Origin of the sequence: Pseudomonas gorinensis, from assembly GCF_042015035.1 — a bacterium.
GTDB classification, from domain to species: domain Bacteria; phylum Pseudomonadota; class Gammaproteobacteria; order Pseudomonadales; family Pseudomonadaceae; genus Aquipseudomonas; species Aquipseudomonas gorinensis.
In genome coordinates this window covers 6,744,391-6,759,664 of record NZ_CP167125.1, presented here as the reverse complement: position 1 = coordinate 6,759,664, position 15,274 = coordinate 6,744,391, and the positions used below count along the sequence as shown (strand labels likewise).

The 15,274-nt window shown below is 60.8% G+C and carries 16 protein-coding genes; 2 read left to right on the top strand and 14 right to left on the bottom strand.

The features are described 5' to 3' along the window. Positions 1-32 precede the first annotated feature (32 nt). Entirely contained in the window at positions 33-254 is a 222-nt protein-coding gene (locus AB7933_RS30985; RefSeq protein ID WP_024077804.1) for an EF-hand domain-containing protein, read from the top strand. Between the two features lie 355 nt (positions 255-609). Here AB7933_RS30985 and AB7933_RS30980 read toward each other — a convergent pair whose 3' ends face one another. The 14 genes from AB7933_RS30980 to gbcA all read right to left on the bottom strand — a co-directional run bounded on the left by AB7933_RS30980 (position 610) and on the right by gbcA (position 13,891). After that, positions 610-2,541, bottom strand: a complete 1,932-nt coding sequence (locus tag AB7933_RS30980; protein ID WP_024077803.1) for a secretin and TonB N-terminal domain-containing protein — start codon at positions 2,539-2,541, stop codon at positions 610-612. 18 nt (positions 2,542-2,559) lie between these two features. Continuing rightward, positions 2,560-3,051: a hypothetical protein gene (locus AB7933_RS30975; RefSeq protein ID WP_024077802.1), complete on the bottom strand. Its 492-nt coding sequence runs from the start codon at positions 3,049-3,051 to the stop codon at positions 2,560-2,562. After that, a complete protein-coding gene (locus AB7933_RS30970) occupies positions 3,048-3,584 on the bottom strand; it encodes a hypothetical protein (RefSeq protein WP_024077801.1) in 537 nt (178 codons plus the stop codon). The genes AB7933_RS30975 and AB7933_RS30970 overlap by 4 nt, the downstream gene beginning before the upstream one ends. A 6-nt stretch (positions 3,585-3,590) precedes the next feature. After that, entirely contained in the window at positions 3,591-4,148 is a 558-nt protein-coding gene (locus AB7933_RS30965; RefSeq protein ID WP_024077800.1) for a hypothetical protein, read from the bottom strand. Further along, a complete protein-coding gene (locus tag AB7933_RS30960) occupies positions 4,145-4,870 on the bottom strand; it encodes a hypothetical protein (RefSeq protein WP_024077799.1) in 726 nt (241 codons plus the stop codon). Before AB7933_RS30960 ends, AB7933_RS30965 begins: the two co-directional genes overlap by 4 nt. Then, on the bottom strand, positions 4,851-6,488 hold the full coding sequence (locus AB7933_RS30955) for a GspE/PulE family protein (protein WP_024077798.1): 1,638 nt from the start codon (positions 6,486-6,488) through the stop codon (positions 4,851-4,853). Before AB7933_RS30955 ends, AB7933_RS30960 begins: the two co-directional genes overlap by 20 nt. 4 nt (positions 6,489-6,492) lie before the next feature. Continuing rightward, positions 6,493-7,677: a type II secretion system F family protein gene (locus tag AB7933_RS30950; protein WP_024077797.1), complete on the bottom strand. Its 1,185-nt coding sequence runs from the start codon at positions 7,675-7,677 to the stop codon at positions 6,493-6,495. Then, on the bottom strand, positions 7,674-8,138 hold the full coding sequence (locus AB7933_RS30945; protein ID WP_024077796.1) for a transglycosylase SLT domain-containing protein: 465 nt from the start codon (positions 8,136-8,138) through the stop codon (positions 7,674-7,676). Before AB7933_RS30945 ends, AB7933_RS30950 begins: the two co-directional genes overlap by 4 nt. Before the next feature lie 6 nt (positions 8,139-8,144). After that, the gene (gspG, locus tag AB7933_RS30940; protein ID WP_024077795.1) at positions 8,145-8,576 is read right to left on the bottom strand and encodes a type II secretion system major pseudopilin GspG; all 432 of its coding nucleotides are present in this window, start codon (positions 8,574-8,576) and stop codon (positions 8,145-8,147) included. A 293-nt stretch (positions 8,577-8,869) separates the two neighbouring features. After that, complete coding sequence (locus AB7933_RS30935) at positions 8,870-10,366, bottom strand: lytic polysaccharide monooxygenase (protein ID WP_024077794.1); 1,497 nt, start codon at positions 10,364-10,366, stop codon at positions 8,870-8,872. A 74-nt stretch (positions 10,367-10,440) separates the two neighbouring features. Next, positions 10,441-10,947 (bottom strand): hypothetical protein, encoded by a 507-nt coding sequence (locus AB7933_RS30930; protein ID WP_024077793.1) that lies wholly within the window; start codon positions 10,945-10,947, stop codon positions 10,441-10,443. Next, positions 10,934-11,314 (bottom strand): type II secretion system protein, encoded by a 381-nt coding sequence (locus AB7933_RS30925; protein ID WP_024077792.1) that lies wholly within the window; start codon positions 11,312-11,314, stop codon positions 10,934-10,936. Before AB7933_RS30925 ends, AB7933_RS30930 begins: the two co-directional genes overlap by 14 nt. Next, complete coding sequence (locus tag AB7933_RS30920; RefSeq protein ID WP_024077791.1) at positions 11,289-11,783, bottom strand: type II secretion system protein; 495 nt, start codon at positions 11,781-11,783, stop codon at positions 11,289-11,291. Before AB7933_RS30920 ends, AB7933_RS30925 begins: the two co-directional genes overlap by 26 nt. Positions 11,784-12,595: 812 nt before the next feature. After that, positions 12,596-13,891: a glycine-betaine demethylase subunit GbcA gene (gene gbcA / locus AB7933_RS30915; protein WP_024077790.1), complete on the bottom strand. Its 1,296-nt coding sequence runs from the start codon at positions 13,889-13,891 to the stop codon at positions 12,596-12,598. 281 nt (positions 13,892-14,172) lie between these two features. Between gbcA and gbcB the strand changes: the two genes are divergently transcribed. Beyond that, entirely contained in the window at positions 14,173-15,273 is a 1,101-nt protein-coding gene (gbcB, locus tag AB7933_RS30910; protein ID WP_024077789.1) for a glycine-betaine demethylase subunit GbcB, read from the top strand. Position 15,274: the final 1 nt, after the last annotated feature.

Sequence of the window (15,274 nt, the reverse complement as noted above, 5' to 3'; positions counted from 1 at the left end):
TTTCAGAAAATTCTTACTACGGTGAACATAAAATGAACAGAGAAGAGTTAAGGGCGGAATTTATTAAATGCGATGCTGATGGTGATGGCCAACTTAACGAAGAAGAGCTTCATAATTTATTAGTTGCCATTGGCGCTAGGGTTGGGATGGATGATCAGGCAATAATGCGTGCCCTTATACGCTTTGATCTTGATCTCAGTGGTAAAGTTGACTTTAAAGAGTTTGTGGCGGTTTCGGCGCTGTTGGGGCTTTAGTGTGTTGTATACGGTGTATTGTAAGTATTTGATTTAATCATCCGCCCTTGAATTTTAACTTCGTGGGCGGATGATCGTTTTGTATTTCTTCTGTGACGAATATTTAGGCAGAGATCGTGCGTGTCGGCATGTGTGGCTGGATTGTTTTGCAATAGGAGTTTTAGATAGAGCTGTTGCTCCTGCGAGCGGTGCAGCAGTGTTGGGTATGCCAAGCAGCAGGTGCTGGAAGTTTTGGCACACTGACACTCTGGTTCAATGCTGTCTATGACGCCACGCATTCCAGCCGGCGAGCACCATATACCAGACCAGTTCCTGGGCAAAAACCTCCGCAGAAGCTCGACCCCGGACGTGACTCTTACGGTGAGGCCGGGGGCGATTCCGGCTTGGGCACCAATGCTGGCAGCGGCGGTGGCAGGGGCTGCCAGTTGCTGTCCGACGGGGGTATCAACGGTGGTGGTAGGGCCGGGGTGCCGCCGCCGCCTCCGGTGGACTTGAGCAACATATTGCTGGTGGTATCGCGCAGGATCATGCCCTCGGTCGAACTGCGTGCCTCCGTGCCGCTGTGGAAGGTGCTGATCTGGGAAATCGGCAGGTCCAGGTTGCGTTCGATCCTCGGCGTCAGCAGCAGGATGATCTCGGTTTTCTGCTGGGTGTTCTGGTTGCTGCCGAACAGTTTCTTGCCAATCCACGGGATCTGGCTCAGCCACGGCAGCCCTGAGCCTTCGTCGATATCCGCCGTGCGGATCAGCCCCGAGACGATCTGGGTTTCATTGTTGCGCGCGGTCAACAAGGTCTTGGTCGCGCGGGAGCCCAGCTCGAAGGTGGCCGGCACATTGTCCGAGCCGGGAATGCGCTTGGTGATATGGCTCATTTCCACGTTCAATTCCAGGTTCACCTCATCGCTCACGCTGATATTGGGCTTGACGTTGATCTGCAGCCCCACGTCCTGGTACGTCACCGACGACGTGGTGACCTGGTTGGCGGTGGTGGTGGTCACCACCGGGATCTTGTCGCCAATATTCACCTGGGCTTCTTCACGGTTGCGCACGCGGACCCTGGGGTTGGCCAGGGTCACCGTATTGCCGCTGCGTTGCAGCATGTTGATGCGCGCCGAGGTGCTGCCCGCGTCGAGCAGGATGTTGTCGCCGTTCACGCCGCGCAGTGCGCTGATCGGTGTGCCCGCCAGCCCACCGGGCAGGTTGCTGAAGTTGCCCAGCGACAGGCCGATACTTTCGGGGTAGACGATGCCCAGGTTCCGTTCGTCATTCAGGCTGACCTCCAGCACCTGGATATCGATGGTCACTTCCGACTGTGCGATATCAATGGCCTCCACCAGTTTTTCCACGGCGCTGAGGGTGTCGAGGCCATCGCGCACGATCACCGCGTTGAGGCGTTCGTCCACCAGTACTTCCTTGGGCTTGAGGACTTGCTTGATTTCGGCGCCGACGACCTTGGGGTCGCCATGGCTGAGGTAGAACGTGCGCACTGCCAGCTCACGGTATTCACGCTCTTTGTCCGCCCGCCGGGGATAGATGAGGATGGTGTTGGCGTTGAGGATTTTCTTGTCCAGGCCCTGGGTGGTCAGCAGCAGGTTAAGCGCGTCTTCGGCGGTAGTTCTGCTGGCGCTCATGCTTGCCGAGGCGCTGGGATTGACGTCCTTGTCGATGACGAAATTGACCCCGGACAGCCGCGCAATCGTTTCGAAAATCGTGCTCAGGCTCTGCGAGCTGAAGTCCAGGCTGAGCGGTTTGCGCATTGCGTCACTGAGGTCGGGGCTGAGGTAGTCGGCGCTGACCAATTGGCGGGTGAGGGCACTGCGTAAATCGAGGGCGGCGCGGTAATTGGGTTTTTGCGCGATGACCTGGCGCACCAGGTTCAATGCTTCCACGGGTCTCGATTGTTGCAGGGCATAGGCCCGCTCCAGCTGTGGCCGCAGCTGCTTCATCGCCTGGATGCTCTGGATTTCCTGGCGTGCGCCGAGGTTGCTGGGGTCGTACTTGAGGATGGTTTCCAGCGCGCGGATGGCGGCTGCATCATCGCCGCGCAGCAAGGCGGCACTTGCTTCCCGGCTGTATTGGGCGACCAGCAACTCCAATTTGCCGAATTGTGCCGTGCGCAACCGCACATCGTCAGGCGCTTCCTTGGCTTCGGCTTGCAGCACCTCGACCGAGCGCACGATGTCGCCCTGTTGGCGCAACGCGTCGCTCTGCTCGATGGCGCGCTGGGTTTCACAGGCCCCCAGCAGCGTCAGCGCCAGGCTCAGGGGGAATAACGTATGTCTCGCCATGATCCTGTCCTTCCCCGGTCAGTGTTTGTCCAGGCGCAAGGTGCTGGCATGCTTGAGCGGCATGAAGGTCAGCACCACGGCGGTGTCGGTGAGCTTATCCAGCCGGTACTGGGCATCGAGCATCTTGCCCGGCTCAATGTGCCCGGGCACCGCGCAGCGGTGGCACAGGGTGTACTGGCGGCCATTGCCGCGCAGCACCACGATTTTCGGCTGGTTTTCGTAGCGCCACTGCGCGCTCACGCTGAACGGCAACGGCGGTGGTTGGGGCGGCGACGTGTCGACCGGTGTTGGCGGCGGCGGTGGCGTCCAGGTCTGGGCGGGAAACAGGTCGACCCCTTCAACCTCGTCCGGGGGGCCGGGGGCGACGGGGGCCGAGGGCGCGTCGACGGCCCGCGCGATCGCCGGCGTCGAGGCTGTCTCGGGGCTGTCCGCAGTGTCCTCCCAGAACAGCCAGGCGCAGCCGACCAGGGTCAGCAGCAACAGCACGCGCAAGTACAGCGGCAGTTTCATTCCACCACCCCCAGCACACTCAGCTTGAGGCTGATGTCCAGCAGGCCGTTGCTGATTGCCTTGCGCTCCAGGGTCACGCTTTCAATGCGCACGCCTGGCTCTTTAGCGATGTCGACCAAGGTACTGTGCAGCAGCAGGTAGGGGCCGGAGAGGGGGATCTCCAGGTCCAGGCGCTGCAACCCGGTGTCGCCGGGGGCGGAGTACGCCAGGGTGGTCTGTTCGATGATGAAGCCGCGTTGAGTGACCAGGCCCAGCAGTTTTTCCAGGCGCGGGGCGAAGTCCTCAGCGCTGGGCAAGCGCTCAACCACGGCCGGCTCGGTGACCTGGACTTGCTCGGGGTGTGCGGCGATGCCAGCCTCCAAGGCCTGGCGACGCAGGCTGTCGGCCACGCCGGCCGGGTGAATCAGCGTGACCTCGATCACCAGCGTCGCGGCCATCACCCCTAGCGCCAACAGGCCCCAAAAGCCCAGGCGCTGTTGCGCTTGCATCAAGTGCCAACGCAGGCGCGGCCAGTGGCGGGTGAGGGCGTCCATGGCGGGCTACCTCGCGCCAACGCTGAGTTTGACCTGCACCGGGTGCTGTGGGTCAGTGGTTTTGCGCGCGCTTTGTTGCAGGTTCACCTGGACACCGGGTTGGGCCTTGAGCCGCTCGACAAAGCGAAACGCGTCACCCAGCCCTTTGGCTTCCAGGTCCAGGTGCAGCAACTGGGCCTGGGTGTTGATCTCTACGCGCGTCAAGGCGACCTCGCCGGACCAGGCCCGCGCCACGGCGTTCATCAGCGCAAAGGGTGTGCTGGACTGTTGGGTAAAGGCCGCCACCTGTTGTTTCTGCCGGGGCGACAGGCGAATAGCCGCCTGGATCAATTGCTCCTGGCGGCGGGTCAACTGGGTAAAGCGCTGCTCCAGGGCATCGGTCTGTTGTTGCTGTTGCGCCATGGCGTCCCATTGCTGCCATGCCTGGATGATCAGCAGGGTCGCCACCAGCCACAATGCCGCCACCAGCGGTCGATGGGTGGCGCTGGCCCGTTGGAAGTCGACGTGGGGGGCGTAGCCCTGTTGCCGGGTGCGAGCGAGGCGGGCAGTCAGCCGGGTAATCATGGTAACGGCGCTCCCAGCCACGGGTGCAGGGGGCCCAGCCAGTGCTCGGTGGGGCTGTTGGCGACGACCCGGGTAGCGGGCGCCTGTCGCTGGGCCAGCAGGTCGGCGGTGAACAGGTTGTCGCTCAAGGTGCTGCCGGGCTGTGTCGATATCACGCACACTTGATCGGCGCGCCCCTGGTGCCGATAAAGGCAACTGAGGCTCTCGGCTTCCGGCACGGCCAGTACGCAATCAGCCGGCAATTGCCGCCAGTACTGCTGCGCCACCGCCGTCAGCAGCGGTGCGCAGGTCACCAGGGGCAACCGCTGCAGCTTGAACAGCTCGCGCAGGTCGTGCAGCAGGTCCCGTGGGGCGGCCACGGCCAGGCGCTCGTCGCCGAACGCACCCGCGGCGACCTGCACCTGCCAGCGCTCAGGGTCGATGCCGGCCTGTTGGTTGAAAGTGGCCTCGGCGAAACCTTGCCAGTCGCCTGCGCTGTACAGGCCGGTTTGCCACGGCAGCATCAGGTAGTGCACGTGGGGAAACCCCAGCAACACCTTGGCCCGATCAAGCAAGCGCACGCGGCCGCGAGGGGCCTGTGCCAACAGTTCGGCGCAGGCGCCCAGGGGGGCGCCGGCCTGCTGGGCACCCCACACCTTCGCATTGCGCCCGCGGGCGCGCGCGGCCCAGGCGACACCGGTACTGTGCAGCCACACCACGTGCTCAATAAAGGGAAATGACACGGTGCAGCTCCTTGAGCGTGGTGTCGCCCTGGGCCGCGTGGGCCAGGGCGATATCGCGGATGAACACGTGGCCGGCTTCGCGCGCCAGTTCGCGCAGGGTTGACGCCGAGCTGCGATGGAGCAGGCCCTCCTTGATGCTGTCGGTGACGCTCAGCACCTCCGCCAGGGCGAGCCGGCCGCGATAACCGGTATGGCGACAGGCCTCGCAGCCTTTGCCTTCGCGGTAATGGCCTTGCCTGAGCTGGGTTTCGGGCAGCTGGGCCAGGCGCGCGAGGTCCGCGTCGGGCTCCGCGTCCACGCCGCAGTCCGGGCAAATGCGCCGCACCAGGCGCTGGGCAACCACGCCATTGAGGGCTTCGACGAAACTGGCCGGGTCCACGTCCATATAGGTAAAACGCTCCAGCACGCTGAAGGCGCTGTTGGCATGCACCGACGACAGCACCAGGTGCCCGGTCAACGCCGCCTGCACGGCAATGCCCGCTGTTTCACCGTCGCGGATTTCCCCCACCAGGATGGTGTCCGGGTCATGGCGCAGGATCGAGCGCAGGCCACGGGCGAACGTCAGCCCCTTCTTGTCGTTCACCGGGATTTGCAGTACGCCGGGCAGTTCGTATTCCACCGGGTCTTCGATGGTGATGATTTTTTTCTCGCCGGTATTGGTCTCCGACAAGGCGGCGTAGAGCGTGGTGGATTTGCCGCTGCCGGTGGGCCCGGTCACCAGCAGCATCCCATAAGGCTCGCTGGCCAACACACGGATGCGCGTTATGGTATCGGCGTTCAAACCCAGGGTTTCCAGGCTCAGGGACTCGCCGCGCTGGGATTTGTCGAGGATCCGCAGCACCGCATCTTCACCGTGGATGCTGGGCATGATCGACACGCGAAAATCCACTTCGCGCCCCTGGATTTTCATCTTGAAACGCCCGTCCTGGGGCACCCGTCGCTCGCCGATATCCAGCTCCGACAGCACCTTGATCCGCGACAGCGCCTGCTCGGCCATATCCATCCCGCTGGCCTGGCCCATCTGCTGCAACACGCCGTCGATGCGGTACTTGATCACCAGGCCCTGGGGCGTGCTTTCCACATGGATATCGCTGGCGCGGCTTTGCAGTGCATCGAACAGCATGGAGTTGACCAGGCGCACCACCGGGTTGTCGTCGCGGGCGATGCTGCTCAGGGAAATTTCCTGGGCGGCTTGGCTGACCCGGACGTTTTCGTCGTCCTCGCCAAAGGGTTGCATGACCCGCTGGCTCGCTTCGGCCAGGCTCAATTGGGCCTTGACCGCATCGGGCAGGCTCATGGCCAGGGGCAAGGCACGCAGGCTTTGGGTGGATTGAATCCAGTGGCGATCACGCAGGGTGAAAGGCTCTCCGAGTACCAGGCAAGGCCGGCCCTGATAGTCCACAGGCAGCACGTTGTGGATCAGTGCCTGGGGCAGCGCCAGCAGGTCGAAGCGCCAGTGCTCGGCCAGGTGTGCGGGCTCGATGGGGATCAGGCCCAGGGTGGTGGCGATCATGGGCAACTGGTCGGGCACGGTGTGCAGCACTTCGCGCAGGTAATCGGCCAGGGACAGGCCCCGTTGCGCCGCGAGTGCTTGCCATTGCCGTGTCTGTTCGCTCATCGCGCTACCCCTGGATGGAACCCGCCAACTCGAAAATCGGCATGTACAACATGAACACGATCAAGCCGATCAGCCCGCCCACCACCAGCATCAGCAGGGGCTCGAAGACTTTGCTGAACAGCTCGATGGCGCGTTCCAGCGCTTCATCGTGGAACTGCGCGATACGCTCGCACATGGCCGCCAGCTCGCCGCTCTGCTCACCCACGCGCAACAGGCGCTCGGCGACGGCGGTGGTCAGTTGGTGGCGGGCCAGCGAAGTGGACAGGGGCTGGCCGGCCTGGATATCGGTCAGGGCCTGGTGCAGGTCGGCTTGACGCTCGACGGGCAGCAGCGCACCGGACAATTGCACGGCCGTGACCACCGGCATCCCACCCATCAGCAGCATGCCGGCGGTGCGATAAAACCGCGCGAGCACGAACAACGTGCGCTGGGCGCCCAGGCTGGGGATTTTCCAGAACAGGCTGGCGGCGCGACGTTTGAAACCGGCACTGCAAAACAGCAACGCCAGCCCGGCAATCGCCAGCACCACGCCAAGCAGCAGCTCCATGCCGCGCGCCTCCACCAACGCGCCCCACCACACCATAAAGCGCGCCGTCGCTGGCAGGTCGGCGACCGCGTCGAACACTGAGGCAAAACGCGGGATCACGAAAAACAGCAGGAACAACAGGATCAACGCGCCCACGCTGAGCACCACCAAGGGGTACATCAGGGCGCCGCTGACGCGTTTTTTCACGGTTTCCAGGTGCGCCTCGAAATGGTGGTAGCGGCGCAGGGCGACGGCCAACTGGCCGCTGTGTTCCGAGGACGCCACGGTGGCGATCAACAGCGAAGGAAAGGTCTGTGGCTTGAGCTGCATCGCCTTGGACAGCGAGTTGCCTTCGTACATGGACGTGAGCAGATCGCTCATGACCTGCCGGTTGATGCCCTGGGGGGCTTTGTCGCGCAGGGTTTCCACGGCTTCCACCAGCACCAGGCCGGCATCGAGCAGCACCACCAGTTCCTGGATAAACAGGCTCAGGGCGAACCGGGTGCGGCGGCTGGGCAGCTTGAGTGGGCGGCGGGCTTTCAATGAAATGACCTGGGCGCCGTCGGCCTGCAGTTGCTGGCGTGCCTGGGCGATATCGAGGGCTTGCAGGCGCAGGGACTGCAAATGGCCGTCGCGGATGATGCGCGCGTCGATGTCGATCATGGTGATTGCCTGGCCAGTTGCTGGCGTTGCTGCAACAACTCGGAGTAGTAGCGCCATACCGCCAGGGCATAGCGTGAACGCTGCGCTTGTCGATCCGCCTTGGCCCCCGCGTTATAGGCGCCGATTGCCTGCCAGCCGTAACCCTGCTCGCGGATAAAACCGGCAAGGATCCATGCGCCGACCATCACACTGGTGCAGGGCTGGGTGAGCAGGTGCTGTTCGGAGATGCCGAATCGAGCCAGTGCGGGCAAGTGGCGGCTGTTGATTTGCATCAGGCCGATGTCCTGGCTGCCGTCGCTGTTGATATTGCGCGCGCTGGGGTTGAGGCCGGATTCGACCTTGGCGATGGCGTACAGCAAGAGGGGGTCGACGTGGTAGCGGCTGGCTGCCAGCTGCCAGCAGTCGGCCTCGGCGACGCCGGAAAGGCACAGCAACGTCAGGGCGATTCGTAGTGTGTGCATGGTGGGTCACAAGCCGTGCACGATGTCGGCGTAGGTGTTCACGCCACCGGCCTTGCCGTCGCGCCCCAAGGAGATGATTTCTGCATCGTTGGGTGGTGTACCGGGATTCTTGTAGAGATAAGGGTTGCCCCAGGGGTCTGGCGGCAACACTTTCAAATAGGGGCCTTGCCAATTGTTCGCGTTGGCGGGGCGTGTAGTGAGCGCATTCAAGCCGAGTGTTTCGTCCGGGTAATTGCCGTTGTCCAGGCGGTACTGGTTCAGGGCATCGGCGAGGGACTTCATTTGGCCTTGGGCGGTCTGGACCTTGGCCAGTTCCAGGCGATCAAACATCTTCGGGCCGACGTAGCCGGCAAGCAGGGCGATGATCAGCAGGACGACCAGCAACTCCAGCAACGTGAAGCCGCGAGCGGGGCTGTGGATAAAGGTGCGAGTGCGCATGGAGAGATACCCTGTTGGGAGTGCCAAGGTACGGCGGTTGTGTGTAACTCTCCCGGCCCGCTGTTTGGCGGGCACCGCCGGTAGGACTTCATATGTTCTATAACGCTGGGTCTTGTGACACTTAGTCTCTTCGCGGTTTTTGCATGGGTTCAATTATAGCGTTGATAAATATAGGGGGCCGGGGATTTGGCTATAACCTTTGGCTCTTATATTGGGCCGGTGAATGAATAACGCCTATAAAAACGCCGCATAAGGTATGCGGCGCTGAATGTATCAAGTAGGCGGCTTAATGGTTATAGCTTGTCCCAAGCGTTTACCCAATTGCCATTTGCGTGCCCCGGTTCATACGCTGGAAGTGAGCACCAACCGGTTGCCGGCCAAGGTTTGCATTCATAGTTGCTGCCATTATGGGACACCTTGTCTCCGGCCTTGTAATTGGTCCCCGGCACATACGCAGGGTATTCCCCTCCACCGCTGCCGGGGTTGACCGTAACCGTAGTCGTTGCTCGGTCATTTTTATAGTTGCTGCCGTCATATACCGTCAGGCTGATATTGACGGTGGTGGTTTTATCCACCGTTGGCGCAGTGAACGTGGCTGTCGATTCATGAAAGTTACCGCCGAGGAAGTCGTTGTCCCACTGCCACCGGATTGGACCGTTGTTGTAAAACTTGGAGTTTCTGCCGTTCATGGTGAACGTGTCACCTGATTTAACGGGCGCGTGGGAGTCGATCACGGCTTCAGGTGCGCGTGGATCGATCGGCTTTTCGCCGCCCGGGATAATGGCCATCGCCTTGGAGTAACCCTTGGCCGTTGTGAACACAGAGTTGACGCTCGGATCAGTTGGGTTGAACACGATGTTACTACCCTGTTTTTCCCCAACTTTGGCGATGCTTGGATTGATTTGGTCCGCCAACTGCCGGCCCCATATTTTGGGGTCCAGGTTGCTTGGGGTAATGGGGAGGGTAATGTCTACGACTTCTTTGGCTTGCGGTGTGTTGTCCAGGATACGGAAGTGCACGGAATCACCGGCTTTGAGCTCGTTCATGACAGCATCGATGAATTGACCCAGATCCACCCATGGTGCCGGGACTCCACCCCCTGCAATGTTGATATCGCTGCAGTTATAGAAACCCTCGCCTGCCGGATCGATACGCTGCCACTGAACGAACAGGGTCGCTTTGCCTATTTGCCCCGAGGGGATAGGTACCGGGAACTTGAAATACCCGGAGGAAGGTAGCGCAGGAGGATTGCTGCCCCAGTTGGTTTGGGCCGTGGGCAGTTGTTCGGTGTGAATAAGGACCAAGTCATTCCAGGTCAACGGTGATCGGGTCGGGTCAAAACCAGGTCTTGTCAGGAACACTTTCGCAAAGCTGGGAACGTGCGGCGCCGTACCGATGATGCGAACGTCGATCATGCCATTGGAGGGAACGACGTCGGTCCGATACCAATCATCTGACACAATGTTCAGGCCGTCTTTTTTTATATCTGCCGCCGCGCAAAGCGTGCCGTCTGGCACTTCTCTTTTAACCGTTTCCGGATCGTTATAACCGGGCTCCTTGATCAAATGCGCCACTTCGTTCCACTGCTGGCCTGGATACTGACCACTTTTCTTGGCTAAGGCAGCGCAACCGGCATCGCTGGGGTTGCCCGACCAGAAATCCGGGAGCGTTCTGCAGTAGACCTGGCGTGATATGGGCTGATCCACCGCGCCATGTGCCCAACTCAAGGCCGGCGCCAGACACAGCGCCGCCAATGTCCATGTGCAAAGTCTTTTCGCGTAGTTATTCATGTTCGAATCCACCTTCAATTCAGATAAACAAGTTCCGAACTGCTGGAACGATCAGTTGTGTGAGTGCATTGGCATCATCGGGTCGTCTGATCTCCCATGGGAGTGGTGCGGGTTGCGGGGTTACTCCGTCCAGGACCGTACAGAAACACCCACCCTTGATAACTACCTTGCCCTGTAAAACTCTGATCCTTGACTGAAAAATTGCCTTGTTTGAACGGCGTGCCCTTGGCCTTGCTGAACACCCCCATGATGGTTTCGCCCGGCCCCGCCACCACGCCCCATTCGGTGCTGCCGCTCAGCGGGTCGGCATAGACCCGGCGCAGGTAGCGCTTGACGGTTGGTTGGCGGCGGTCGAGCACCAGGTCATTGAGGGATTTCGGAAAGGTGTGGCCGGCGCTGTAATACAGGCCGATCGCGCGGCGGATTTCATTCCCCCGCGCCAGCAGCTCCAGCTCGCGCTCACGCTGCAACACGCTGGCCGTGAGCGTGCCCACTTCCATCAACATCACGGCCACCACCGCTACCGTCACCAACATGCCCATGAACACCGAACCGTGTTGACGCTGTTTACCAATCCGCATAGGCACTCCCGTCATTCGCATTGCCGGGGGCGCCACTGCGCACATCGCCCAGGCCTTGTTCGTCGGAAGGTTGCAATTGCCAGGTATCGCGCTTGCCGGTCAGCGGGTCGAGGGGGATTTCGCGCAGGTAGCGGCGGTCCACCAGGGCTTGCAGGGACTCGGGATTGGCACCGTGGTCTTCGCGGTATTGGTCGAGCGCCTGGCGGATGGAAGACAGGTTATGGCGCAGCACGGTTTCCTGGGCCTTGGCGTGCTGGCGAAAGTACTGGGGGGTCACCAGGGTCATGAGGGTGGCGATAATGGCCATGACCACCAGCAGTTCAATCAGGGTAAAACCCCGATTACCACTGGCTGTATAACGTTCCATTCAAACTCTCCCGTGTGCTGCGGGATGAAACGTCAAAGACATCTTTCCCCTCTTGTGGGTTATCGGCGCTGCTCTGGTAGCTGCGCAGTTGCCAGGTTTGGGCAGGCGACAGTTCGGGACACTCGCAGATGGGGTCGCGGGGAATGCGGCGCAGGAAGAAGAGTTTCTTGCCTTTGAGGTCGGTCTGGTCGGTGACCCCCTCGACCAAGGTTTGCAAGGTGGGTGGATAGCCGCTGTCGCCGATACTTTTTTGAATACGGCCGTCGTCGGCGGCCTCTTTGTAGGAATCAATCGCGCGGCGTATTTCCCGCAACGACCGTTGCAAGTCCAGTTCTCGATCGCGTTTACCCATCAACGCCGTCAGCGGATAAGCCACTGTCGACAGCGTGGCCAGCAAGGCCAGCGTCAGTAGCAATTCAATCAGCGTAAAACCTTTAGCGCAGTGATGGCTGGGAGGCCCCTGCCACATCACTGTTCAACCTCCCTCTAACCCGCCAAGGACTTCAGCACTAACCCAGGCCAATGGACGTAACTGCAAGGGTGAGTGTAGATGAAGTTTTAAACAGAGTGTTTTTTGTACAACTGGCGGATAAACGGTGGTTACCCACAATGGCTGTGCACGTGGCTGTGGATAAGGTGTTCGCGGTTGTCCACAGGCCACGTAAAGTCACGCCTGTAGCGCGCTGTATGAAAAGTGATCACCCTAAGTGACGGTTTTTACGGGGATTTTAGTGTGGATAAGGCCGCTGCCTGCGGTCGACTTGCCCCCAAAGTCTGTTGGCGGTTCTGTGGATAAGATGTTCGCTATCGGCTACGGGCCAGGTAATACGTGGCTTTGCCAGTCTTGGTTAAATATTGATCGATTGTGTGTTTTTGCGCCTGTAAAAGGCTGTAAGCCCCTATTTATCGCGTCTTGCAGCAGTTTTCCACAGAAGGCGTGAAGTTGCCCCCAAAGTCTGTTGGCGGTTCTGTGGATAAGGTGTTTGCGTTCAGCTACAGGCCATAGGCGACGGGCCTTTCAGGGTGTTGGTCGAAAAGTGATCAATGGGCGGCGAAACCCGGTGATCTGAATAAGTCACGGATTTTCTTCGGTTTATTTTGCGGGGTGAGCGCAGTTGCCCACAATTGCTGTGGGTGGCTTTGTGGATAAGTTGTTGGGCAAAGGCTGGAGGGCAGGCTGGCAGTGGTCTGCGAGAGATTTGATCAAATATTAAGCAGTGTGAGGTTCAAGTGTGGGAGGGGGGCAATCCCCCTTCCACATTTTTGAGCGGTGGGTATCGGTTATTCGTGTGCAGCCACGCCCTTGAGGTAAGGCGCCGGCGCCGCGCCCAGGTTGCTCAACATGCGCTCGCTGTACCAATCCACAAAGTTCACCACGCCGAACTCATAGGTCTTGGAGTACGGGCCCGGCTGGTAGGCGCTGGAGTTGATACCGCGCTGGTTCTCCTCGGCCAGGCGACGGTCCTGGTCGTTGGTGGCGTCCCACACCTGGCGCATGCGTTCCACGTCGTAGTCCACGCCTTCCACGGCGTCCTTGTGCACCAGCCACTTGGTGGTGACCATGGTTTCCTGGGCGCTGATCGGCCACACGGTGAACACGATGATGTGATCGCCCATGCAGTGGTTCCACGAGTGCGGCAGGTGCAGGATGCGCATCGAGCCCAGGTCCGGGTTCTTGATGCGGCCCATCAGCTTTGCGCAGCCCTGCTTGCCGTCCATGGTCATGGACACGGTGCCCTTGAGCAGTGGCATGCGCACGATACGGTTGCGCAGGCCGAAGCTGGCGTGGGCGTAAGGGATCTTCTCGGCGTCCCAGGCAGCGGCGGAGGCGGCCACGTGGTCCTTGAAGGCCTGGTCGGCGCGCGGGTCGGTGACGTCGTCCCACTCCAGCAGGGTTTTCAGCAGTTCCGGGTGCGACGCGTTGCAGTGGTAGCACTCGCGGTTGTTTTCCAGCACCAGTTTCCAGTTGGCCTTTTCCATCAAGGTGGTTTGCACCGCCACCTTGGTGTTCTCCATGTCGTAGGGTTCCATGTAGTGGTTCAGGGTCGACAGGAAATCATCGATGGCCGGCGGGTTCTCGGCCAGGCTGATAAAGATATAACCGCCGGCGGTCTTCACGTTCACCGGCTTCAAGCCGTACTGCTTCATGTCGAAGTCGGCGCCCATCTCGGTGCCGGCGAACAGCAGGCGCCCGTCCAGTTCGTAGGTCCATTGGTGGTAGTGGCAGACCAGCTTGGCCACCTTGCCCTTGTCGCTGGTGCACAGGCGCGAACCGCGGTGGCGGCAGACGTTGTGGAACGCGTGCACCACGCCTTCGGCGCCACGGATCACGATGATCGGGTTCTTGCCCACTTGCAGGGTCAGGTAGTTGCCCTTGGTGGGGATCTCGCAGGTCATGCCGGCGATCAACCACTCTTTCTGGAAGATCTCCTGCATGTCGATATCAAACAGCCGGTCATCAGAGTAGAACGGCTGTGGCAGCGAAAACGTGCGCTCGCGCTCTTGCAGCATCTGCGCGGTGGCCTTGCGTGCGGGTTCCAGCGGATCGCCCAAGCTTAAGGTTGCGGTGACGTCCATCGTGTGTGTCCTCATGGCCATTCTGTGTGGCCGGCGAATAGTGGCTGATCAGGTGTGCAGCAAGGCGTAAAGAAAGCGTCGTTGTTGGGAGCGAGTGTGGGGCTGCTGATGCGGCGAACCTTATCCATGAGCGACATGGCCCACTCTGATCCCGACGCGCAAGCCCCGTGGTATGGGGGCTGGTCGCGATAAGTATGTGAATGTCGCAGATAGGTAAGTGGGCGGTTCTCGCGTTACGCAGAATCGCCACCATAAGGCCGACCTCGGCGGTGGAGAACAACATGTCCAATAATTTCCTGAATCCGGTAACCACCCAGACCTGGGCCAATGGTCGGCACATTGTCCGTTGCGTCAAAGTCATCCAGGAAACCTGGGACGTGCGCACCTTCTGCTTCATGGCCGACCAGCCGATCCTGTTCTTTTTCAAGCCGGGGCAGTTCGTCACCCTGGAGCTGGAAATCGACGGCCAGCCGATCATGCGCTCCTACACCATTTCCAGTTCGCCGTCGGTGCCCTACAGCTTCTCGGTGACCATCAAGCGCGTGCCGGGCGGCAAGGTCTCCAATTGGCTGCACGACACCCTGCATGAGGGCCAGGAGCTGGCGGTGCACGGGCCGGTCGGGCTGTTCAATGCCATCGACTTCCCCAGCCCGAAAGTGCTGTACCTCAGTGGCGGCGTGGGGATTACCCCGGTGATGTCCATGGCCCGCTGGTTCTACGACACCAACGCCAACGTCGACATGACGTTTATCCACAGCGCCCGCTCGCCCAAAGACATCATCTACCACCGCGAGCTGGAGCATATGGCGTCGCGGATCGATAACTTCAGCCTGCACCTGATCTGCGAGAAACACGGGTTGGGTGAGCCTTGGGCGGGTTATCGCGGTTATCTGAACCACAAGATGCTGGAACTGATGGTGCCGGACTTCCTGGAGCGCGAAGTGTTCTGCTGCGGGCCTACGCCGTATATGAACGCGGTGAAGCGCCTGCTGGAAGTGGCCGGTTTCGACATGGCGCGGTATCACGAGGAGTCCTTTGGCGCTACGCCGCCGGAAGCGCGGGCGGATGCCGTGGAGCAGGCCGAACAAGCCGCCGATGCGCCGGAAATCGATCTGGCAGACCTGCACCAAGTGGAATTCATTGCCTCGGGCAAGAGCATTCGCGTGGCCCCGGGTGAAACCGTGCATGCGGCGGCCGCCAAGCTGGGCCTGTTGATCCCGAAAGCCTGCGGCATGGGGATCTGCGGCACATGCAAGGTGCTGAAGCTGGGTGGCGAGGTCGAGATGGACCACAACGGCGGGATCACCGAGGAGGACGAAGCTGAAGGCTACATCCTGTCGTGCTGCAGTGTGCCGAAGGGCGATGTGCGCATCGAGTTCTGAG